Origin of the sequence: Shewanella sp. SR1 (genome assembly GCF_020447145.1) — a bacterium.
Classification (GTDB): Bacteria; Pseudomonadota; Gammaproteobacteria; order Enterobacterales; family Shewanellaceae; genus Shewanella; species Shewanella baltica.
Map to the genome: position 1 here is coordinate 239,638 of NZ_JAJAEF010000006.1, position 22,501 is coordinate 262,138.

Sequence of the window (22,501 nt, forward strand, 5' to 3'; positions counted from 1 at the left end):
TGTTCAAGCGGGTAGCAAGCCTCGCGCCGCTAATTTGTCGGCGACAAAGCCCAGGCTAAACTTGTCGAGTGTGGCCCGCGTTGGTGCACCCGTTTGAATGTCCCAACCAAAGGCTTCGTAGAACATGTCCAGCGAGGTTTGCATGTCGGCACGATCCATCTTGATGGTGCCCTCTTCACCGAAGTTTTTGTCTGGGTCCATATCGTAAACCCAGTCGCTGAGAACATCGTGCTCTTCACGCATATTGCCCTCATTCATCTGCAACATGGTTAAGGCGCGGTGCAGATGCAAGACTCTTTCCGCCTTAAAATCTAACTCAGTTTCACTGGTTTCAATCCCTGTAACTAGGCTGAACATTTGCGATTCTATGGTGCTATCGCCTTCATAATTACGGTTCTTATCGGGCGATGCCAAAAGCGGGAACATCCAATTACACAGTGTCAGCGAGTCATGCAGCACGTTTTTCACTAAAGACCACTTAGCAAAGCGAACCTTAGCGGCATTAATCGGGGTATACCACTTCACCTTATCAAAAGCGCCCTCGCCCCATTTTTTCTCGGCGATGGCGACTGTCATATCGTGGGGTAACCCACTGTTAACTATGTTGATGTGGGAATGGCACTGGGCATCGCGGTTAAAGACGACGTTGATTAAGGTGCCCACTTGACCCGCGGTTTCACTCGCATGGTGCACGGCGGCGTTGGTTTTTCGGTTAAAGACCTTAGTTTTACTCTCTTTATGTATGTCCCAATACCCTAATGCGGGGTTTGTGCCATCTAAGCCCCAACGCGCGATTAAGTCATACAATCCATCCGCCATATGGGAAATTTCGCCTTCTTTGTAGGCAATGCGGCGATAGAAATCGATTAAGAAGGCAGGATCTTGATTATCCCAAAGCGCCCAAGGAATGCTGTTGTACTCCTCTTCAGGCAGTAAATCTTTGAACATATCGTGTGTTTTTAAAAACTTAAAGATATGAGAAATCAAACCATAGTTACACCAAATACCGTAGTCATCGAGGATCTGTGCCCCCAAAGCTCCCGCCATTGCATGTGCTTCTGAACCGTTTGTGGTGCCCATCAAATACTGAGGCACGAGGAATCCCATACAGACGTTGGCAATATGCTCGGTCTTACGACCATATTTACTCTTCAGTTCAGGGACTTTAAGCTCGCAGAAACAACGTATTGGGCATGAATGGCAACCGCCAGTGCGCTTCATCCACTTGTTGGCATATTCGACGCCTATGTAGCTTTCGGCCATCGAAGTGCGAAATCCAATACGGTTACGCTCATTCCAAGGCACTTCGCCTAAATCGATTTCTTGATCGGCGGCGCCCCACTTAAGGCCAGGTCGTGATTTCCAGCGACTGATAGGGGCTGAGTACTCGGCCCAAGATTGCGGCGTCGAAGGCACCACACCATTATTATTGGCGCCGATAATGCCTAAAATATGGTCATCTAAGGCGCGCATTTTTTCATTATTGGCGGCAATTTTGACGGCGCCGGTGCCGATAATGCCGATCCCTTTACAATTTTTTGAGCCCATAACTGAGCCATGACCACCCGCAGAGTGTCCGCCCTGAGTCATGATGACAGACAGCGGCACTTGGTTTTCACCCGCTTGGCCAATCGCCGCCACTTGTGCATTGGGGCCCATCATTTGCGCTATCATGGCGTGGGTATCGAATATGCCTTTGCCCCATAGCGCATCGGCGAGTTCAATAGTGACCTTGTCATCGACAATTTTTAGCCACACAGGGCTCGCCGCTTTGCCTTCAATTGCAATCGCATCGAAGCCGGCAAATTTCATTGCAGGTGAAAAATGGCCACCAAAGTGACCGTCGGCAATAAGGTGTTTTTCAATCACCGGACTACGGGAAGTAATCGTTGTTCGTCCAGTACAAATCACCCCTGAACCCGTTAATGGCCCCGCAGAGAAGACAATAATATTCTCAGGATCGATTGCCTTTATATTGTCCTTATGACCATCCCACAATATTTTATAACCAATACCCATACCATCAATATAGTCATAATATTTTTCTATGGGATCATACGAAATCGTATTTGTCGTTAAATTAACTCTAAGGACTTTTCCTGCCCATCCACCAATTATATTACTCATCATATTTCACCTCGATTCAAGAAACTAAGCCGGTATATTTTTCATATTGTTCTAATGCAGCTTCGGCTTCATCCCAAGGATAAAATTTAATTGCCCCAGTAGGACAAACTTGAGCACAAGCAGGCTGGCCATTGCATAAATCGCATTTCACGGCTTTCATTTTACTGCGGACGACTTTAATCACTTGCTGCGGACATTTATCAGCACAATAACCACATCCAACACAGAGTTCTTCATCAACCACTTTGGCGCCGGTTAGCGGGTTGGTTGAAATAGCCTGTTGCGGGCACACTTGTGTACAGACCTCACATTGGCGGCAAGTGGCAGGAATTATGGTGCCATCACCGCATTCGCCATGCTGTATGTGATAGTTAAATTGCATGCCATGCGGGCCGAAGTTCATGTTATGTTCGACTTTTACGCGCGCCAGCGTTGGACTACTGTCGCCCTCGTGGTTCCAGCTGCAGGCAATCTCGCAGCGTCGACAACTCACACACACCACAGGGTTGACCACCATTAAACCACCGGCCATGACTTCTACGACTTCCTGACTGTCATTGTCGCTGCCACAACCGGTAAGAAAGCTAATCAGTGTCCCGTGATATACAGTACCGACAGCAACGCCCATACTGCTTTTAAGTATTCCTCTTCTGGTAATCATATTCGATCCTTTATTAGTCAAAGCAATATAATTAAAATATGCATACACTTTGATTCCCGACAATTTATGCTAGAGTAATATCTATTATTATTTTACGTCTGCGTCACACTTACCCAAATTGGGGCAGTATTAGATCAAGTTACACGACTTGTGTCTGACTAACGCTTTTAAGAATTAACAATTAAATATATCGAAAATTAAAATAATGCTTCAATTCAAACTACCTCAATATAATTAATCAAAAAGGTTTAAAAGCGGTTAATTAACTGCCACTCAACGCATAACTCAGTTAATATCTAAAACGCATACATTCCGATTAGAGTCCCGACAGAATCTAATTAAAAAGGAATGGAAAATGATGAACACGAATACCCGTTCTCAATGGAAAATCTTTACGCCAATTGCTGTTGCAGTCTGTCTGATGACCGCCTGTTCCGATGGTGAAGAGGGTAAAGAAGGCCCACCTGGAATTGTGAGTATCAGCATAGAACAGGCCGATACTCTTAAAGCGACAATTGAAAAAGTCGCTATCGATGCGCAAACTCAAGTGCAGGTCGATTTCTTTCTCAGTAACGCCAATGGCATTGCCGTCACTGGACTAGAAAACCTTAAGGAGCTAGACACCTTAGGCCTTGGTATCGCCAAGCTTGCACCACCGCAGGCGCACTATCACATCACTCAAGCCACAACTGATGCTGCGGCGCAAACTAGTGTTGTCACAACGAGTGAGACCGCCAGTACGACAGATACCGCATTGCAATGGACCAGCTACATCAACAACCAAGTGGAACCCGCGACCAATGCCCAAACCAATGCCGTAACACAATTTCAAGCGGGCATTGAAAGCAGCTGTAAAACGACGTGTTTAACCTCGCTAGGCGCAGGTCTATACCGTTATACCTTTAGCAAACCGCTGACGGCATACCCGCAATTTGTGGGACTCGATACCCAATACACGCCAGAACTGACCCACAGGATTTACCTAGAACTCAAACCGTTAGCCAATAGCCCAATCGACACTCAGTTGATTAACAGCGTATACGACTTTGTTCCCGCCACGGGACAAACTGTCGCAGCGGACATGGGCCGCAAAGTTATCGCACCTGAGCAAGCGTGTTTTCGTTGCCATAATGCCGATTTAGCCAATGCCGATACCCGCCTTTTGATGCACGGCAGTAAACGTTTTGCCTTTGAGGGCTGCGTGGTGTGTCACACGACTTATTCTGGCGATCCTGAAACCGGTAACAGCTTAGATATGGCGACATTGACGCACCAGATCCACCAAGCTAAATATCAAATCGTCGGCCACAAGGGACAGTTATATGACTTCTCCAATGTGACCTTTCCCGGCGATATGAAGCAGTGCCAGCAATGTCATATCGCTGACGCAGCGGCGCAAAGCAGCAATTACAATATCCCCAGTAAAACCGCCTGCCTTGACTGCCATAAAGCGCAAATTCCCGCCGACTGGAATGGCACTGTCGCGGGGTTATTCCATAATAGGGAGATTTTTGCCAAGCCATGGGCACTCAGCTGTAGCGGCTGTCATCCCGATAGCAATAATCCCCAAGGTGTGGGGCTATTTCACAATGCCGCAGTGAACACGGCAGCTAAACTGGCGAGCGATTACCAAGTTAAGTTACTGAGCTCGCAGCTCAGTGTTGAGGCGCAAACTCTAGTCGTCACACTACAAGTGCAGCAACTTGACCAACTTCCCGCTACTCAAGCCATGATTAAATCTTTCTGGTTAATTGCCGCGGGTGAAACCAATCATACCGACATGCCAGTTAATAATGGCCAGCGTAAAGTGTGGGATTTATTGGCAAACACGAGCGATGTTGCCTTAAACATCACGGCGCCCAATCAGTTAACGGTCACTATATCTAACTTATCGACTGCTGACTTTGGCGATCTGAGCCAATCTAAGCTCTACAGTAAATTGGTGCTCTGCGCCGATAAAAACACTGGCTTTGCCGTTGACTGTAATATCGCCAATCACAATGTGAACCTCAGCGCGTTGAATACGCTCACCCTGCAAGGTCAAACAGTTACGGCAAAGGCTAAGGTCGATGAAAAGGCTTGTCGCCAATGTCATGATCAAGGCTTAGAGGACAGAGTCCTGTCGGCGCATCAAATGAGGGGGATTTTTGAGCCTACTAGCAGCTGCGGTACCTGCCACGCACCGCAAACCGCAACCGCGCTAACAGATGGACAATGTCAAAGCTGCCATAGCAATGATGCGATCATGTACCTCAATGCAGGCATAATGCATACTCCAGGTGCCGACCAAATCAAGCCCTATCGCACCATCAACAATACCTTGAGCTACAGGGAGTTAGTGCATTCACTGCACGCGGGAACCCGTACTGTCGTCGGTTTTGACAACCCACGCCCAGAACTTACCTACCCTAATGCGAAAAACAACTGCAGTGTTTGCCATAGCGCTGGGCAACTGGATCTCGCGGGACTGAGTGCAGAGCAATCCCTGTTAGTTGCCGCACCCGATGCCGTCAACAATGGTCAAATTGCCGAGTATTCGCCAACCTTGGCAACCTGCGCCGCCTGCCATACGCAAAAGGATAGCTTAGTGGTTCACGCACGTGGCTTTGGTGGGGTTTATCAAAGCGATGCCAGCGGAGGGCGAATTTACCAAGCTGGGCAAGAATCCTGCGCCATCTGCCACGCCGAAGGTCGTTCATCGGGTGTCGATAAGGTGCACCAATAGGCTGGTAGATTTTATCTCGCCCAAAAACAAAACCGCTCGCAATAATGCGAGCGGTTTTATTTAATCAGGTTGATTTATCAAGCTGATTTATCAAGCCATGACTCAGTGCTGACTTCACTCAGCGCAAAAGCTTACTTGGCGGATTTAATCTCATAAAGCTCAGTCATCAAGCTAACCTCATAGAGTTCGCTAAGTCGACCTTACAGCTTAGGCACGCTTTGACTCTCGACCACATGCGTTTGGCTGTAATCTTTAAGCTCAGCATGAGACGACTTCACACCACTTAACGCCTCGGCGGTTAACGTATTATTGCCGTTCAATAAATCATTCAAGGTGCCAGTATCACCGTTCACTAAGCCCAGCTCTCTAAGCATGGCATCGACAACCGGCGCATTAGCGCGATAGTTTAATGCGGCACTGGTGACTTGCTCGGCAATGCCACCTTGATGGTGAGCGCCTTCGCCACCCGCGGCAAATTGATTGCCAGCGCCATAGCCTTGAAGAATTTTAATGCCTTCAATGTTTTCCAACGGTTTAACGGCTTGTGCCACAATTTCAGGCAACGCTTTTAAAATCGCGAGGGATTTTTGCAGGGCAATTTGCTCATCACTCAAGACGTTTTCAGCTTCGTAAAGCGCTTGTTTACCCGCAGCTTCAACGGCATAGACTTTCTCATCCGCTTCGGCCTGCAGTTTTTTCGCATCGGCACTGGCGCGCGCTTCAATCAGAATCGCACTCGATCTGTCTTCGGCGGCACGTTTCTCGGCTTCGGCTTGTACTGTTACGCCTACCGCATCACGCTCAGCTTCTTTACGGGCATCAATCACTTCAATCTCTTTACGGCGGTTCGCTTCGGCCACTTGGCGCGCTGTGATTACCGCTTCTTCTTTCTCAACTTTCAGTTTTTCGGCTTCAGCAGCACGGGCACGGGCAGCAGATTCTTCTTCAGATTTAGCCGCAACCGCAATGCGTTTTTCCTGCTCAGAAACTTCGATATCCCTTTGCTGTTGAATGCGCGATTGCTCAATCGACTTATACTTTTCAATTTCGCGGGTTTCGATATCTTTCGTCTTTTCGATTTGAGCCGTTTCGATAGCGCGTTCTTTAGCAATTTCGGCTTCACGTTCTTCACGGGCCTTGTTTTCTTTCTGCTTAATAATTTCCGCTTTTTGATCGGCGCGTTTAAATTCCAAAGACTGTTGCTGGATCAAGCGCGCTTCTTCTTCCGACTTTTCAATCTCTAGGGATTCTTTTTCGGCTTCGAGGTTACGTTGCTCGATCTTAATCCGGTTATCCTGTTGGATATCGTTGGTTTCTTTACGTTTCTCTTCAATGATTTTCGCAAGACGTGCACGACCTTCGGCGTCGAATGCGTTGTTTTCATTGAAGAACTGTAGATCAGTTTGATCGAAACCCGTTAACGAAACCGACTCGAGTTCGAGACCATTTTTCTCCAGATCGTTAGCCACGTTATTTTGCACACGTTGCACAAAATCGGCACGCTGCTCATGCATTTCTGTCATGGTCATTTCAGCAGCAACAGCGCGGAGTACATCGACAAACTTAGACTCCATCAGCTTTTTAAGCTCTTCAACGCGGTTTGTGCGCGTACCTAAGGTTTGCGCCGCCATCGAAATACCATCGGAATTTGGGGCAACACGTAAGTAGAAGTCGGCCTTCACATCGACACGCATTCTGTCTTTAGTGATCAACGCATCTTTCTGAGTTTTTTCCACTTCGATACGCAGGGTATTCATGTTGACCGAAATGGTTTCATGCAGCACTGGCAGTACGATAGCGCCGCCATCTTTAATGATTTTCTCACCGCCAAAGCCGGTACGCACAAAGGCCATTTCTTTGGTTGCACGTTTATATAACTTGGCAAAAATTAACCCGATCACGATGAAGCCAAGTAACACCATGCCGGCAACGAGCAAAATAAAACTACCGGATGAACCGATATCAGTTAACACATCCATTTGATTTCCTTTCAATTGATTTATGGCTGGGGACGATTAATTATCAAAACGCGTAGCAGACCAGACACGGCCTTCACGCTTAAGTAGCACTACTTGAGTGCCAGAGGCAAACTCGATGCCCGAGGTTTCAGGCTCGACTAAGACGTAATGTTTTTGTTGGTGTTTATCACGCACAACGGCTTCAGAGGGCATGCCTTTAATGGCGCAGCCTAAGGTAATAGTCGCGACATAGCCGCTCAAATCATCAAGCGAAATTGCGCTCGATTCATTTTTCGGCAGATGATCAGCCAGCACTCGACCGAAATAACGACAAGAAAAGGCACTCGCAACTATGGCTATGGGTAAGGTGAACAGTTGCGGCAGTAAAAGGCCAGCGACATTGAAACTGATAAAATTGACGATATAACCCGCTATCGCAAAACTGGTCAGCGCGAGCACAAACCAAATCAATAACGGCAGTCGATTGAGGCACAGCCAACCGGCAATGCCAGTAAGTCCGCCAGGGCTCACCTCTGCGTCATAATCCGCATCGATAGGCACCCATTGGTCTAGCGCACTCATCATGCTTAAGCCAATGACTAACGCGAAGGCTTCAAACACACCGAGGGCCAGAACACAGGCAAAAGCTATGGTGTAAGGTAAATTAGGCTGCTCAACTAAAAACGCCCACATAGTCATCTCCTTGAACAATACAGCATTCCATTTATTTCACTGTAATTATCGACTTATGCGCCACAGAATAGCAAGCCAAGCCTTATTTCCAAACTAAAAATTTACCCTAAAATGGATTTTCACTGTAACCCTGCTGCGCCAAAATAGCGTGGGCTGTCATCGCCGATAATGCCATATCAACACCAGGTAATAATGAGGCATTGGTTAAATCAAAATAAGCGGCGCTCTGTCCGCAGATATAAAACTTCACGCCGTGATCAACCAGAGCCTTAACCAAAGTGTGATTGGCGTTTACGGCACCTGAATGCTGCTTGGCATAAAAAACATCATCCGCTAAATCGCTAATACCGCCACCGTGCACCACCATAGCCAGCTCGATATCGGTTTCTTTAACGCCTGCCGCCACATGCATGTTGATAAAACGCGCTAAACTTTCGAGCTGACGATTCGTCTTACCCACATCGGCCGCCTTACTCATATCAAAAGCCACTTTAAACTTCATGCCCTTAGGAATGGGCATCATGCTGTCGACTTTGGCAATCTGACCAAACTCAGGAATAGCAGGCCCTGCCACAAATTTATCGGCCCCCGCCTGCGCCGTCGAAGCGATAGCGGCAAGGGTCAGGCACAGCGCGGCCTTTAGCGTTTTAGTGCTATATGATTTTGACTTCATTGTATTATCATCCTGTTATTGTTATTTATTCGCGCAGGTTTTATGCGCCAGAAGGGAAATCCCATGGGCACACCTAAGACTAAAGTACCAACGCCAAGTTACGACAAACTGACGGCACATTTCCAGAAAATTTCTCACTTTGAACATTTCAGCGCTTTGGGTGACTGGGACCAAGCGGCCATGATGCCCATGGGCGGCGGTCAAGATCGCGGCGATGCTATGGCAGAACTGGCGCTGCATATCCACGGTCTCAAAACCTCAGCCGCCTTAGCCGAGCACTTACACGGCGCGGCGGATGAATCACTCTCAACAGAGCAAGAAGCCAATCTGCGGGAAATACTGTACCAGTATCAACAGGCCAACTTAGTGCCCGGCGACCTAGTACAAGCCAAAACCAAGATGGCCTATCAATGTGAGAATGCGTGGCGCGAGCAACGTAAAAATAATGATTGGCTGGGCTTTAAGCCCAATCTAAAAGCGGTCATCGACCTTGCCAAGGAAGAAGCGCAGATCCGCGGCGAAGCGCAAAATATCACGCCCTATGACGCCCTGCTCAATAAATTTGAACCGGGAATGACCACGGCAAAGCTGGAACAAACCTTTGGCGGTCTGAAAGATTGGCTACCGACACTCATCCAAGAAGTGCTGGCTAAGCAGGCAAACGAGCCTAAGCTTGTGCTCAATGGCCCCTTCGATATCAGCGCGCAGCAAGCCCTTGGCCGTGACGTCATGGCGTTTTTGGGGTTTGACTTTAATCACGGTAGGCTGGATATGAGTAGCCATCCATTTTGTGGTGGCGTGCCAAGCGATGTGCGGATAACGACTCGCTACAATGAGGCCGATTTCAGTAGCGCAATCATGGGCATAGTTCATGAAACTGGCCACGCCAGATACGAGCAAGGTTTACCTCAAGCGTGGCGCGGTCAACCCGCTGGGCTTGCACGTTCTATGGGCGTCCACGAAAGCCAAAGTCTATTTTGCGAAATGCAGCTTGGGGCAAATCCGGCATTTTTACGTCAGTTGCAGCCTAAAATCGCGCAGCATCTTAACTGTCATTTCAGTGCCCAAGAATTAGCCCAGCATTACACTCGCGTAAATCCCGGACTTATTCGCGTCGACGCAGATGAAGTCACCTATCCTTGCCACATTTTGCTGCGGTTTGAGGCAGAAAAAGCCTTTGTCGACGGCAGCTTAACCGTCGATGATTTACCTGATTTTTGGTCGACACAGATGCAACAATTACTGGGGATCAATACTGATGGCAATTACCGCGACGGTTGCATGCAGGACATCCATTGGGCTGTCGGTGAGCTAGGGTATTTCCCAAGTTACACCTTAGGCGCCATGTATGCCGCCCAATGTCGTTTTGCGATGGAAAAAGCCTTAGGGCCGATTGAAGCCCTAATCGACGCAGGCAAGTTGGACTCGGTATTCCAGTGGCTGCGCGAGCACATTTGGTCAAAGGGATCCTTGCTCACGACCGATGAACTGATCCGCCAAGCAACGGGCGAAACCTTAAATGGTCAATATCTTGAGCGTCACCTGCGCCAACGATATCTGGGCATTTAACCGCTGCGAACGCTTATACCCAAGCTACCTGAAGAGTCGAGTTTCAGAGCGCCTAGGGTGCATCAATTCAAGGCGCATCATTGACAGAATGTCGGCCACCTTTTGAATTGATGCAACACGGAAGTGAAGTGCCCTAGGTGCTCCGTCCCGGCGGCTGATGTTAACCACGGGGTAACGCACTTTATGCTGTGTTGGTTATTTTTAACTTAGCCCGCTAGGTCTGCAAATAGCCGCAATCGCCATGGATGGCGTGAATGCCATTTATGCAGGAGCAATAAATGGCCTTGCCTAAAGTGCGTTAAACTCCCGCTGAATCCTGCATCTTCAGGTTATTTGGGTATACAAGCGCTGAAAGCTCAGTTTATACGGGTTTTAAAGCGCTTTATATTGCCGCTGGAGCCTGCATTTTGAAGCCGCTTGAGGTTATAATGCCGAGCTTATTTGAATCAGGACTCTTTCAACGGAGTTCCTTCAACAGGACTTTTGAAACAGGATAATTGTCGGCCATGTTACTGCGAGCAATCACCCCACAGGATTGGGATGCCATTTTAGCAATCCAAGATGAGTGTTACTCACAACTGGATCCTGAGCCATTGCACGTGCTGCAAAGTAAATGGCAGGTATCGCCACAGTCCTGTTTTGTGTTCGAAGTAAATGGCTCAGTTGTCGGTTATTGCTTGGCTCACCCTTGGACCACCAATATGCCGCCTGCGCTATATCAACCCATCACCCATTTACCCAAGGCTGATACTTTATACCTGCACGATATTGCGCTTTCAGCCAAAGCCCAAGGTTTAGGCGCAGGTGCTAAGGCGCTAACCCGCTTAACACTGCTGGCAGATCGATATAATCTCAATTCCTTGTCCCTCGTTGCCGTTCAAGGCGCCGACAGTTATTGGCTAAAAATGGGCTTTAAGCCTCAGGCCATAGACAAGTGCCTTGGCAGTTATACCGACGATGCCATGTATATGATTTATAAATTTAATCATAGAGATGAAAGATGAATCCAACCCTGACCACTATTGGTTTACTCTGCTTGAGCAATATCTTTATGACCTTTGCTTGGTATGGGCATTTGAAAACCTTAGGCTCAAAACCTTGGATTATCGCCGCCTTAGTGAGTTGGGGCATCGCCCTATTTGAATACTTGCTGCAAGTGCCCGCTAACCGTATCGGTTACACGGTCATGAATGTCGGCCAGTTAAAAATTTTACAAGAAGTCATCACCTTAAGTCTGTTCGTCCCCTTTGCCTATTTCTATATGAAAGAACCATTGAAGCTCGATTATCTGTGGGCAGGATTGTGCATATTAGGTGCTGTGTATTTTATTTTTAGAAGTGAATTTAATTAATTTCAGACTTATTTCAGGAGAGCTCACCCATGGCCCGTCAAGTCACTTATACCTTCAAAGGTAAGACTAAAACTATCGCCTTTAGCTACGACAAACACCATGATTTATATGAAGCCGTGGCCGAAGCCGAAGGTATCGATCTGACCAAATTTTTGGCCATGGAGCAACAAGTCGCCATGACGTCGCGCAAGGGTGCTAAGGCTGAAAAAGAATTCAGAAAAGTAGAATTTGCCCGCTTTGGCTTTAGCAATATCCACTTTGTTAGAGACGAAGAACCCGAAGCCTAGGCAGATTATTCATTTTTGTATTCGCTTTAAGCACTTTAAAACAGGACACTGTGATGCTCAATACCGAACATGCTAACTTTCCCCGTGCGGGATTCTTTCGCCGCTTAGGTGCTGCCGTTTACGATTCGCTGTTAGCCGTGGCCGTTTATATGGTTTCTGGCGCTGTAGGCTTTGGCATTTTCTACGGCCTTACCGCTTCTGGATTGGCTGGCATGAATGGCTTTGAGCATGTCTCTGACGCGCTCAATGGCACACCGATTTACCATGGTATTTATCAACTCTGGCTCGTCTTGTGTGTCGGCACTTTCTACGCATTATTCTGGAGTAAGGGCGGTCAAACCTTAGGGATGCGCGCTTGGCGGCTTAAGATCCAACATCCAAACGGCCAAAACTTAAGCATGATCACGGCCTACGCTCGCATCGTTTGGTCACTGCTCGGCATTGGTAATCTGTGGATCCTCATCAATGGCAACAAGCTTGCCCTGCAAGATAGTATGACCCGCTCAGAAGTGGTTGTATTGTCTAAAGAAGCCAACCAAATGCGTAACTGGCACGGCGCCTAAGTTTAGTTTCTAGTAAATTGTCAGCATAAAAAAACGACGCAAAAGCGTCGTTTTTTATGGACTATTTTTTAGGAACTGTTCTTATAGACTAAATGGGGAGTAATAAGATGAGTATCATCGCCGGATAAAGTAGAAGGCAACGCCGGTAAACAACAAGCTTGGTGCCACAGCCCCCACATAGGCAGGTAACTCATACACTATGCTCATAGGGCCGAAAATCTCATTACTGATATAAAAACTAAAACCCGCCACAACCCCGAGCAATACCCGCGCGCCCATAGTCACAGTTCGCAGCGGCCCAAATACAAACGACAGTGCTACTAACATCATCACAGCGACCGTCACCGGCTGCATCACCTTGCGCCACAGCGCCAATTCATAGCGGCTAGGATCTTGGCTGTTGGTTTTAAGGTAATCGAGATAACCGACTAGACCGCGGATAGATAACGCTTCAGGTTTAATCGAAACTACACTGAGCTTATCCGGCGTTAAACTCGACTGCCATTGATCTTCTTCCAGATACTCAAGCACGACTTTCTCATAGCTTAAATCGGTACGTTTGACGTCGAATAAACGCCAGCGGTCTTGGGAAAACACCGCGCGGTCCGCATGTACAACGTTGGTGAGCTTGAGTTCGCTATTGAACTTATAAAGCGTAATGTTGTTGAGTTTATTGATGTTTTCAACTTCACCAATGTTCACGAACAAATCACCGTCTTTTGCCCAAATACCGCGGTGGGACTTAATTAAACTCCCGCCTGAGAGTTTAATAGCTTGCAACTCATTAGCCTTTTGCTCGGCAATCGGTGCGCCCCATTCCCCTAACACCATCACCAGTAACATCAAGGGCACAGCGGTTTTCATCGCCGACATAGTGATCTGCAAACGTGACATGCCAGAAGCTTGCATCACTACAAGTTCAGAGTTCGATGCCAGCATTCCCATGCCAATCAAGGCGCCCAGCAACACGGCCATCGGGAAAAACATTTCAATATCCCGTGGCACTAAAAACAACACATAGATGCCTGCATCCATCATGCTGTAGGTGCCACGACCGACTAAACGCAGCTGGTCAACCCATTTGATGATGCCCGACAAGCCTGTCAACACCAGCAAACACAGCGCTGAAGTGCTTAACAATACTCTGGCAATATAAAGGTCTAATATCTTCATGCCGCCACCTTCTTATGGGTAAACAGGGTCGAGATACGACTAAATATAGGCCTATCTTTGCCGAGCAAGAACAGCCCCATCAAGAGCGCCGAAATATGGATCCACCACATGCCTAAATACAGTGGAATAATCCCATCTTGCAATGCCTTACGTCCGGCGACCATGAGGCCAAAATAGCCAAGGTACAAGAGTACTGCTGGGAACATTTTAGCGAACTTGCCCTGACGCACATTCACCCGCGCCAGAGGCACCGCAATCAAGGTCATGATCGGAATCGCCAGCGGAATGGCAAGACGCCAATGGAATTCGGCAACGGCTTCCGCGCCTTCTATTTTCACGAGTTCATCGACAGGCAGCGCAGATAACTTACGCCGACGCTCGTCGACTTGCTGCTCTTTAATTTGCATTTTATAACCACCAAATTCGATCATTTGGTAGTCCTTCGCCTTCGGGCTGCCTTGATAACGCACGCCATCATTCAGGTTCAATTGCTGGGCGCCTGAACTATCTTCCTGCACTCGACCACCTTTGGCCACCACCACATTGGTGACGCCGGTTTCGTCATCAGGGTCTGGCAACTGGGCCACAAACACTTTATCTAACTCGTTATCTTTACCGATACGTTCTACAAATAATACCGCGCGGCCATTAGGGCTCGCCTGAAAACGCCCTTGTACTAAGGCCGCAAGCCCGGCTTCGGACTGGGCTTTTTCGAGCACTTGGTTTTGCTGCTCTTCTGCCCAAGGGGCGACATAAAGGGATAAATAGCCGGTAAACAACATATTGATCACGGCAAGAATCAGCGTCACGCGGGTGACATACCACTCACTGACCCCAACACCATGGAGAACGACCATTTCATTTTCGGAATACATACGGCCGTGGGCCAGTAAAATCCCCAAGAACAAACTTAACGGCAGGACTAAGATCACTAGATATGGCAAGTTAAGCCCAATCAGAGTCATGATTAAAGAGGCGGGAAAATCGCCGTCGGAGGCATCGGCCAGTATACGCACGAAATGCTGGCTAATAAAAATAGTTAACAGCACTAAAAGTACCGCAATTTGTGCCTTTAAAACTTCTCGAATAAGGTATTTAAATACAATCACAGGCAGGATCCGGTCTCTAAACTTATCTTTTTGCTGGTAACAGACTAACTTTCATGTAAACTGTTTACTTTTGATAGTTTTCTGACCAGCTTCAGGGGTTCTAGGTAAACTTAACGTCACGAAATGCGTGGCTCAAGCGCCGAGAATAAATCACCTTTGGAGTAATAACTTAGGCCCTTTTCGGGACAAGCAGACATTATCCAATAAATATAAAAATTTGTCTTTAAGAATCTAGGAGTGCTCATGGAGTTTAGCGTAAAGAGCGGTAGCCCCGAAAAACAACGCTCAGCCTGTATCGTGGTCGGTGTTTATGAACCCCGTCGTCTGTCGGGTATCGCGGAGCAATTAGATAAAATTAGCGAAGGTTATATCAGTAACCTACTGCGTCGCGGCGATCTGGAAGGTAAACCTGGCCAGATGTTGTTGCTGCACCATGTTCCTAACGTATTGAGTGAACGTGTATTATTAGTGGGTTGTGGCAAAGAACGAGAACTAGACGAACGCCAATACAAACAAATCATCACTAAGACAATCAACACCCTTAACGAAACAGGTTCAATGGAAGCGGTTTGCTTCTTGACTGAACTGCACGTGAAAGGCCGCGATACTTATTGGAAAGTACGTCAGGCGGTTGAAACCACCAATAGCAGTCTTTACAGCTTTGATGCCCTGAAGACCCGCAAAGGTGAAACTCGCCGTCCACTGCGTAAATTAGTGTTCAATGTCCCCACTCGCCGTGAGTTAACCTTAGGTGAGCGCGCTATTGAGCATGGTATGGCAGTGTCTGCCGGCATGCACTTATGTCGCGATGTGGCCAACATGCCACCTAACATCTGTAATCCAGCCTATTTAGCTTCTCAAGCTCGCCAAATGGCTGAAATACACGACACACTGCATGTCACCACTATCGGTGAAGAGCAAATGGCCAAACTGGGCATGAACTCATACCTTGCAGTCGGTCGCGCCAGTGCCAACGAATCCATCATGACTGTGATGGAATACAAGGGCGCTGTCGATAGCACTGAAAAACCCATCGTATTAGTCGGTAAAGGGTTAACCTTCGACTCGGGTGGTATTTCATTGAAACCAGGCGAAGCCATGGACGAAATGAAGTACGACATGGGTGGCGCAGCAGGTGTTATCGGCACCATGAAAGCCATTTGTGATATGAGGTTACCTATCAACGTTGTGGGTATTCTGGCTGGCTGTGAAAACATGCCATCGGGTAATGCTTACCGTCCAGGTGACATTCTGACCACTATGTCAGGCCAAACCGTTGAAGTGTTAAATACCGATGCGGAAGGCCGTCTAGTCCTGTGTGACGTATTAACCTACGTTGAGCGTTTTGATCCTGAACTGGTTATCGATACTGCAACCCTGACTGGTGCGTGTGTGATTGCCCTTGGTAAACACGCATCGGGTCTGTTCTCATCGCATAACCCACTGGCACACGAGCTATTAAGTGCCGGTGAGCAAAGTGGTGACCGCGCATGGCGCATGCCATTGTGGGATGAGTATCAAGATATGCTCGACAGTCCATTTGCTGACATGACCAACTTAGGTGGTCGTCCAGCAGGTGCTATCACAGCAGCATGTTTCCTCTCGCGCTTTGCTAAAAAGTACAACTGGGCTCACTTAGACGTTGCGGGTACAGCTTGGAATAGCGGTGCTAACAAAGGTTCTACGGGTCGTCCAGTGCCACTATTGACTCAGTTCCTGATCAATCGTGCAGGCGTTGAACTCGGCGAATAAGATTATTCAGCTTTGATTTGACTCTCTCAAACAAAAGACGGGTATCGCTCTAAGAGACTTGAAGTTTTCAAAAAAAGCCAGTGACATTCGGTCGCTGGCTTTTTATATGTCATTATTTCCCCAAATACAGGCTTAACTGCCATGTCTGCAATACAGAACTAATCTCCCTAATCCCTAACTCATTTGCCTTGATATAAAAGAGTATTTTAAGCCTGATGACTTAAGTTTGAGGCTATAAAACAATAACCGCATAATGAGTTCATCAGCATAAAAGGCTTCCCCCCTTATTCGCAACTTGCGAACCACAGTATTAGCAATAATACTTAATGTTCGCGCGGCGAAGCACTACCACTAGACTCCATAACTATCAGGACGAAATCACGACATTCAAACTGGGCACTGAACGCTCATTAATGGAAGAGTCTGCTAATTGCTGAATGCATTACAGGTGATCTCATGAGCGATAAACCAATAAACGATCTGCATATCATCCAACGCCTACGTAGCCAGATTGAGCAATTAGAAAATCTCGAGAAACGCATTAATACCCTTGAACAAGAACGCTCTACGCTTACTCACACGACTGAGTGCCTACAAGCAGAGTTAATCCGTCATCAGCAAATTAAAGCAGACTGGGAGTGGTTTTTTGAAAACTCACTCGATTTACTCTGCATTGCGGCACTTGATGGTTACTTTAAAAGAGTTAATCCTGCTTTTGCGGCGACACTAGGTTTCACTCAAAACGAATTATTAGCCAAACCTATTACTGAGCTTATTCACCCGGATGACCGAGAGATTACAGTGCAAGCCTTACAAGGTTTAGGTTCTGGCCAAGATTGCATTAATTTTGAAAACCGCTATATCGATAATCAAGGTCAGTGGCACTGGCTCTCTTGGCGCTGCCCCGCACTGAGCGAGAACACGAGCCAACTCTACGCCATTGCACGTGATGTTACCGATTATAAACGCAGCGCCGCCGAAATTATGCATCAAGCCACACACGACCCGTTAACCGACTTGTATAACAGAGCCGCATTCGACAATGAACTAAATAATTGCTTACTCAGGGCACAACGACACCCAACCAACCATGTCGCCTTGTTGCTGATCGATTTAGACGATTTTAAACAAGTTAATGATAACTATGGCCATCAAACAGGTGATCAGTTACTGCAAGCATTGGCACAACGATTTAAAAACATGCAACGGAAAAATGATTTTGTGTGTCGCTTAGGTGGGGATGAATTTGCTTGGTTGGCCGAAGCCAATAACATTATCGCCGTAGAAGCCCTATTAGCCCGTATCCTAACAGAGTTACAAAAACCAGTACCTTTAGAAAAGGTGACCCTCAAGGTGAGTTGTAGCATAGGAGCATCACTCTTCCCCAACTTAGCCCAGGATGCTAAAACCCTATTCCATCAAGCTGATAGCAGCATGTATCAAATTAAGCGCAGTGGTAAAGGTGGTTGTTTCATTTATCACTCATCTATTGATGCATAACCGACTCACATGCTAGACAGTGTCCACTCTCAGAGCCTAGATGGTCGTAATCGAGACAGAGACCTGTAATGGTCACAAGCATTTTCAATCTGTCTCTGTCGCAAATACACTGAAATAAAAACAAGTCAGCTAAGCTTGCTCACACTCTAACCTTAGGCCAATACTGCACCATTAACCCCTAGCAACTTTTAGTGTAAACTGCTGCTTTCGTTCGCCACTAAAACAAGTGAAGCAAGGCATTGAAATCATGACTCAAGTGCTGTTTTATCTCATGCCGCCAGTGGCATTAACTGCCAAGGCCAAGGCTGGCTCACCTGTTGCAACCGCGAATGCGAACCCTGCGCTTTGCGAGATGCATCTTCTGGCATGCCAACTGGCGCAGCAGGCTTTTGTGAAACAACAATGGGTCTATATTCATTGCCAAGATAAGCAGCAAGCCCATGCGATTGATGAACTTTTATGGCAGTTTGAGCCAAGTGCTTTTGTGCCACATAACCTCAAAGGTGAAGGCCCGATGACGGGATCGCCGGTAGAAATTGGTTTTGATCGCCTCGGCGCCAACAAAAGTCGCCAAGTTCTGATTAATCTTGCAGACCAAGCGCCCCCATTTGCGGTAAACTTTGGCCACATTATCGATTTTGTTGCCAATGACGATCAGCATAAAGCGGTCGCTCGCGAACGTTATCGACAGTATCGCGGCTTAGGGGTCAATTTACAGACCCAAGACTTAGCAACACATCCACTTAATTAGTTTGAGACAGACACGTTCCCATGGAAAAAACATACGATCCGCAGTCCATCGAGCAAACGCTTTACCAAAACTGGGAAGAGCAAGGTTACTTCAAGCCACACGGCGATGAATCCCAAGGCAATTATTGCATCATGATCCCGCCACCAAACGTGACGGGCAGCTTGCACATGGGTCACGCCTTCCAAGACACCATTATGGATACTTTGACCCGTTACCAACGGATGAAAGGCAAAAATACCCTATGGCAAGTCGGTACTGACCATGCGGGTATCGCCACCCAAATGTTGGTTGAGCGTAAGCTTGAAGCCGAAGAAGGCAAAAATCGTCATGACCTAGGTCGCGATGCCTTTATGGATAAAGTGTGGGAATGGAAAGCGCAATCGGGCGGCACTATTACTAAGCAGTTACGTCGCATGGGCGCTTCTGTTGATTGGGACCGCGAGCGTTTCACTATGGACGAAGGCTTATCTAAGGCCGTGCAAGAAGTGTTTGTACGTCTGTACGAAGACGAGTTGATTTATCGCGGTAAGCGTTTGGTCAACTGGGATCCAAAGCTACACACGGCTATCTCTGATTTAGAAGTGGAAAGCAAAGAAAAACAGGGCCATATGTGGCACCTGCGTTATCCACTGGCCGACGGTGAACTGACCGCCGATGGTAAAGACTATTTAGAAGTCGCAACCACACGCCCAGAAACCATGCTCGGCGACAGTGCGGTTGCAGTGCATCCCGATGATGAACGCTATCAAGCGCTGGTCGGTAAGTTTATTCTGTTGCCGGTTGTTAACCGCCGCATTCCTATCGTGGCCGACGATTACGTCGACATGGCCTTTGGTACAGGTTGCGTGAAGATCACCCCAGCCCATGACTTTAACGACTATGAAGTCGGTAAACGTCACAACCTGCCAATGTTCAACGTACTGACCTTAGATGCCGCCATTCGTGCAAGTGCCGAAGTGGTGAACTCTGACGGTACCTTTAACAAAACGCTCGATGGCAGCCTGCCTGAACGTTTTGCCGGACTTGACCGTTTTAAAGCGCGCGATGCTATCGTCGCCGAATTTGAAACCTTAGGGCTGCTCGAAAAAATCGCACCTCATGCCTTAAAAGTCCCTTACGGCGATCGCTCAGGTGTGGTTATCGAGCCAATGCTGACCGACCAATGGTATGTCGCTGTTGCGCCAATGGCGAAAACAGCTATCGAAGCCGTTGAAAATGGCAGCATTAAATTTGTGCCACAGCAATACGAGAACATGTACTTCTCGTGGATGCGTGACATTCAAGACTGGTGTATTTCGCGTCAATTGTGGTGGGGTCACCGCATCCCTGCATGGTACGACGAAAACGGCAAAGTCTATGTCGGCCGCAACGAAGCCGACGTCCGTGCTAAGCACAATATCGCCGACTCAATGACCTTACGCCAAGACGAAGACGTACTGGACACTTGGTTCAGCTCAGCCCTGTGGACGTTCTCAACCTTAGGTTGGCCTGACAATTTAGAAGATTTAAAAACCTTCCACCCAACCGACGTGTTGGTGACAGGTTTTGACATCATCTTCTTCTGGGTTGCCCGTATGATCATGATGACCATGCACTTCATCAAAGATGAAGACGGCAAGCCACAAGTCCCGTTCAAAACTGTCTATGTAACCGGCCTTATCCGCGATGAAGCGGGTAACAAGATGTCAAAATCTAAGGGTAACGTACTCGATCCATTAGATATGATCGACGGTATCGGACTTGAAGATTTAGTTGAAAAACGTACCGGCAACATGATGCAGCCACAACTGGCAGCCAAGATTGAAAAGAGCACTCGCAAAGAATTTGCCGACGGTATCGAAGCCCACGGCACAGATGCACTGCGCTTTACGCTTGCGGCAATGGCATCAACGGGTCGTGACATCAACTGGGACATGAAGCGCTTAGACGGTTACCGTAGCTTCTGTAACAAGTTATGGAACGCCTCACGCTACGTGCTGATGAACACAGAAGATCAAGATTGCGGCCCAGGCTCACCAGAGCACAAAGGCGGCGAGATGGAACTGTCGTTGGCCGACCGCTGGATTATTGGCTTGTTCAATCAAACCGTTAAGACCTTTGACGATCACATGACAGCCTACCGTTTCGACTTAGCAGCCAATACCCTGTATGAGTTCACTTGGAACCAGTTCTGTGACTGGTACTTAGAATTAACTAAACCGGTATTGCAAAACGGCACTGAAGCACAAATGCGCGGCACCCGTCACACCTTAGTGACAGTGCTCGAAGCGATGCAACGCCTGATGCACCCTATGATGCCGTATATCACAGAAACCATCTGGCAGCGCGTTAAACCGTTAGCTGGTGTCGCTGGTGATACCATCATGCTGGCACCGTTCCCAACATTTGATGCCGCTAAAGTCGATAGCGCTGCCATGGCCGATTTAGAATGGGTTAAGCAAGTGATTGTCGCCGTGCGTAACATTCGCGCCGAACTGAACATTGCCCCATCCAAGCCGTTAAATGCCCTACTTCGTGGTGTTAGCGTGCAGGACAAAGCCCGTGTTGAAGCCAACCAAACCTTCTTCACCACACTTGCCCGCTTAGAAAGCATGACCATTTTAGCCGATGGCGAAACTGCGCCTATGTCGACCACAGGTTTGATTGGCGAAATGGAACTGCTGATCCCTATGGCAGGCTTGATCGATGTCGCCGCCGAAATGGCCCGTATCGACAAACAGCTTGAAAAACTCGGCCAAGAGATCGCTCGCATCGAAGGCAAATTGTCGAACCAAGGTTTTGTGGCAAAAGCTCCAGCCGAGGTTATCGACAAAGAGCGCGCTAAGATGACCGATCTCAAGCGTGACATGGACAAGCTCAACGAACAAAAATCAGAGTTCGCTAAGTTAGAAGCTTAAGCTTCTCATTTACTCTGATTCACTTGTTATGATTGGTTCTAACTGAATGAAGGGCAGCCACTAGGCTGCCCTTCTTGTATCTATATAGCTGCAATCTATGAGCGATTATGAGCCTTCATCTACGCTTTTGAGCCAGATGCCACATTGAACCCGAGTCAATTCTAAACACTGCCCTTTACCTACTGCACTGTATTGAAACTACTTAATAGTTCTTCTTAATCACACCAGTGGTCTATCGCTCATGAGCTCATAAGTAGCCCATCACTACCTGCATGAGCAAACAACACACATGTAGACCAAAGAGCAGCTAATACCTCCCTAGGCAGCACTGAGAGAGCTGATATAGATATCTAACATCGTCATAGACTCTCGAAACAGACAAAAGCAGATTCACAGTGAGTAGAACCTAGTCAGTAAGTAGAATTTATAAAGAGAAGTGTTAAAAGAGTAATGGCTGAAGATATCTACACCGAAGATAGCTAAGCCATAAAATGATCTGCTGTGTAGTGGTCAAGTAAAATTGGCCACGGTTTTAGAGTCATTCCAATATAAACGTTCTGACTCATTTGGCGTTAACCCACCATTATATTGATGGGGTCTTGTCTCACTGTAATATCCAGTGATGTAATTTGTGATCTCTTTATCTGCTTCTGTAAAATTCCCATAACCACTGGCGGGTATCCACTCAGATTTCAAACTTCTAAAGAAACGC

18 protein-coding genes are annotated in these 22,501 nt (G+C 47.5%); 10 read left to right on the forward strand and 8 right to left on the reverse strand.

Translation table 11 applies throughout. From position 1 onward, the window contains the following. Nucleotides 1-3: 3 nt before the first annotated feature. A complete protein-coding gene (locus KV201_RS08090) occupies nt 4-2,127 on the reverse strand; it encodes an aldehyde ferredoxin oxidoreductase (RefSeq protein WP_319000211.1) in 2,124 nt (707 codons plus the stop codon). A gap of 16 nt (nt 2,128-2,143) precedes the next feature. Beyond that, on the reverse strand, nt 2,144-2,788 hold the full coding sequence (locus tag KV201_RS08095; protein WP_006085762.1) for a 4Fe-4S dicluster domain-containing protein: 645 nt from the start codon (nt 2,786-2,788) through the stop codon (nt 2,144-2,146). A 355-nt stretch (nt 2,789-3,143) separates the two neighbouring features. On the opposite strand from KV201_RS08095, the gene KV201_RS08100 reads away from it, so the two are divergent. After that, entirely contained in the window at nt 3,144-5,513 is a 2,370-nt protein-coding gene (locus KV201_RS08100; protein ID WP_226059012.1) for an OmcA/MtrC family decaheme c-type cytochrome, read from the forward strand. 200 nt (nt 5,514-5,713) lie between these two features. Here the strand turns inward: KV201_RS08100 and KV201_RS08105 are convergent, their stop codons facing one another. The 3 genes from KV201_RS08105 to KV201_RS08115 all read right to left on the reverse strand — a co-directional run bounded on the left by KV201_RS08105 (nt 5,714) and on the right by KV201_RS08115 (nt 8,837). Further along, nucleotides 5,714-7,492 carry a flotillin family protein gene (locus KV201_RS08105; RefSeq protein ID WP_006082587.1) on the reverse strand — a complete coding sequence of 593 codons (1,779 nt, stop codon included), beginning with the start codon at nt 7,490-7,492 and terminating at the stop codon, nt 5,714-5,716. Nucleotides 7,493-7,528: 36 nt separating this feature from the next. Beyond that, entirely contained in the window at nt 7,529-8,164 is a 636-nt protein-coding gene (locus tag KV201_RS08110) for a YqiJ family protein (RefSeq protein ID WP_011847422.1), read from the reverse strand. A 106-nt stretch (nt 8,165-8,270) separates the two neighbouring features. Next, nucleotides 8,271-8,837 (reverse strand): DsrE family protein, encoded by a 567-nt coding sequence (locus tag KV201_RS08115; RefSeq protein ID WP_226059013.1) that lies wholly within the window; start codon nt 8,835-8,837, stop codon nt 8,271-8,273. A gap of 63 nt (nt 8,838-8,900) precedes the next feature. On the opposite strand from KV201_RS08115, the gene KV201_RS08120 reads away from it, so the two are divergent. The 5 genes from KV201_RS08120 (at nt 8,901) to KV201_RS08140 (ending at nt 12,607) form a co-directional block, all read left to right on the forward strand. Further along, the gene (locus KV201_RS08120; protein WP_226059014.1) at nt 8,901-10,406 is read left to right on the forward strand and encodes a carboxypeptidase M32; all 1,506 of its coding nucleotides are present in this window, start codon (nt 8,901-8,903) and stop codon (nt 10,404-10,406) included. A 506-nt stretch (nt 10,407-10,912) separates the two neighbouring features. Further along, nucleotides 10,913-11,410, forward strand: a complete 498-nt coding sequence (locus KV201_RS08125; protein WP_006082591.1) for a GNAT family N-acetyltransferase — start codon at nt 10,913-10,915, stop codon at nt 11,408-11,410. Further along, entirely contained in the window at nt 11,407-11,757 is a 351-nt protein-coding gene (locus tag KV201_RS08130) for a DMT family protein (protein ID WP_006082592.1), read from the forward strand. Before KV201_RS08125 ends, KV201_RS08130 begins: the two co-directional genes overlap by 4 nt. Nucleotides 11,758-11,786: 29 nt before the next feature. Beyond that, nucleotides 11,787-12,044, forward strand: coding sequence for a DUF2960 domain-containing protein (locus KV201_RS08135; protein WP_006082593.1), 258 nt, complete (start codon nt 11,787-11,789; stop codon nt 12,042-12,044). A 53-nt stretch (nt 12,045-12,097) separates the two neighbouring features. Continuing rightward, entirely contained in the window at nt 12,098-12,607 is a 510-nt protein-coding gene (locus KV201_RS08140) for an RDD family protein (RefSeq protein ID WP_006082594.1), read from the forward strand. Between the two features lie 114 nt (nt 12,608-12,721). Here KV201_RS08140 and lptG read toward each other — a convergent pair whose 3' ends face one another. After that, nucleotides 12,722-13,780: an LPS export ABC transporter permease LptG gene (gene lptG, locus KV201_RS08145; RefSeq protein WP_006085768.1), complete on the reverse strand. Its 1,059-nt coding sequence runs from the start codon at nt 13,778-13,780 to the stop codon at nt 12,722-12,724. Beyond that, the gene (lptF, locus tag KV201_RS08150) at nt 13,777-14,889 is read right to left on the reverse strand and encodes an LPS export ABC transporter permease LptF (RefSeq protein WP_226059015.1); all 1,113 of its coding nucleotides are present in this window, start codon (nt 14,887-14,889) and stop codon (nt 13,777-13,779) included. The genes lptG and lptF overlap by 4 nt, the downstream gene beginning before the upstream one ends. Nucleotides 14,890-15,132: 243 nt before the next feature. Here lptF and pepA point away from each other — a divergent pair, with 243 nt between their 5' ends. The 4 genes from pepA (at nt 15,133) to KV201_RS08170 (ending at nt 21,789) form a co-directional block, all read left to right on the forward strand. Beyond that, a complete protein-coding gene (gene pepA / locus KV201_RS08155) occupies nt 15,133-16,641 on the forward strand; it encodes a leucyl aminopeptidase (RefSeq protein WP_226059016.1) in 1,509 nt (502 codons plus the stop codon). A 456-nt stretch (nt 16,642-17,097) separates the two neighbouring features. Further along, nucleotides 17,098-18,141: a diguanylate cyclase gene (locus KV201_RS08160; RefSeq protein WP_226059017.1), complete on the forward strand. Its 1,044-nt coding sequence runs from the start codon at nt 17,098-17,100 to the stop codon at nt 18,139-18,141. Nucleotides 18,142-18,388: 247 nt separating this feature from the next. Continuing rightward, a complete protein-coding gene (locus tag KV201_RS08165; RefSeq protein ID WP_226059018.1) occupies nt 18,389-18,892 on the forward strand; it encodes a DNA polymerase III subunit chi in 504 nt (167 codons plus the stop codon). 20 nt (nt 18,893-18,912) lie between these two features. After that, nucleotides 18,913-21,789, forward strand: a complete 2,877-nt coding sequence (locus KV201_RS08170) for a valine--tRNA ligase (RefSeq protein WP_226059019.1) — start codon at nt 18,913-18,915, stop codon at nt 21,787-21,789. 510 nt (nt 21,790-22,299) lie between these two features. Here KV201_RS08170 and KV201_RS08175 read toward each other — a convergent pair. Continuing rightward, on the reverse strand, nt 22,300-22,501 hold a 202-nt coding region (locus tag KV201_RS08175), incomplete at its 5' end, for an IS3 family transposase (protein ID WP_226059020.1).

Coding starts and splice junctions, on each gene's coding strand:
- KV201_RS08090 (WP_319000211.1), bottom strand. CDS start 2,127: ATGAGTAATATAATTGGTGGATGGGCAGGAAAAGTCCTTAGAGTTAAT.
- KV201_RS08095 (WP_006085762.1), bottom strand. CDS start 2,788: ATGATTACCAGAAGAGGAATACTTAAAAGCAGTATGGGCGTTGCTGTC.
- KV201_RS08100 (WP_226059012.1), top strand. CDS start 3,144: ATGATGAACACGAATACCCGTTCTCAATGGAAAATCTTTACGCCAATT.
- KV201_RS08105 (WP_006082587.1), bottom strand. CDS start 7,492: ATGGATGTGTTAACTGATATCGGTTCATCCGGTAGTTTTATTTTGCTC.
- KV201_RS08110 (WP_011847422.1), bottom strand. CDS start 8,164: ATGTGGGCGTTTTTAGTTGAGCAGCCTAATTTACCTTACACCATAGCT.
- KV201_RS08115 (WP_226059013.1), bottom strand. CDS start 8,837: ATGAAGTCAAAATCATATAGCACTAAAACGCTAAAGGCCGCGCTGTGC.
- KV201_RS08120 (WP_226059014.1), top strand. CDS start 8,901: ATGGGCACACCTAAGACTAAAGTACCAACGCCAAGTTACGACAAACTG.
- KV201_RS08125 (WP_006082591.1), top strand. CDS start 10,913: ATGTTACTGCGAGCAATCACCCCACAGGATTGGGATGCCATTTTAGCA.
- KV201_RS08130 (WP_006082592.1), top strand. CDS start 11,407: ATGAATCCAACCCTGACCACTATTGGTTTACTCTGCTTGAGCAATATC.
- KV201_RS08135 (WP_006082593.1), top strand. CDS start 11,787: ATGGCCCGTCAAGTCACTTATACCTTCAAAGGTAAGACTAAAACTATC.
- KV201_RS08140 (WP_006082594.1), top strand. CDS start 12,098: ATGCTCAATACCGAACATGCTAACTTTCCCCGTGCGGGATTCTTTCGC.
- lptG (WP_006085768.1), bottom strand. CDS start 13,780: ATGAAGATATTAGACCTTTATATTGCCAGAGTATTGTTAAGCACTTCA.
- pepA (WP_226059016.1), top strand. CDS start 15,133: ATGGAGTTTAGCGTAAAGAGCGGTAGCCCCGAAAAACAACGCTCAGCC.
- KV201_RS08160 (WP_226059017.1), top strand. CDS start 17,098: ATGAGCGATAAACCAATAAACGATCTGCATATCATCCAACGCCTACGT.
- KV201_RS08165 (WP_226059018.1), top strand. CDS start 18,389: ATGACTCAAGTGCTGTTTTATCTCATGCCGCCAGTGGCATTAACTGCC.
- KV201_RS08170 (WP_226059019.1), top strand. CDS start 18,913: ATGGAAAAAACATACGATCCGCAGTCCATCGAGCAAACGCTTTACCAA.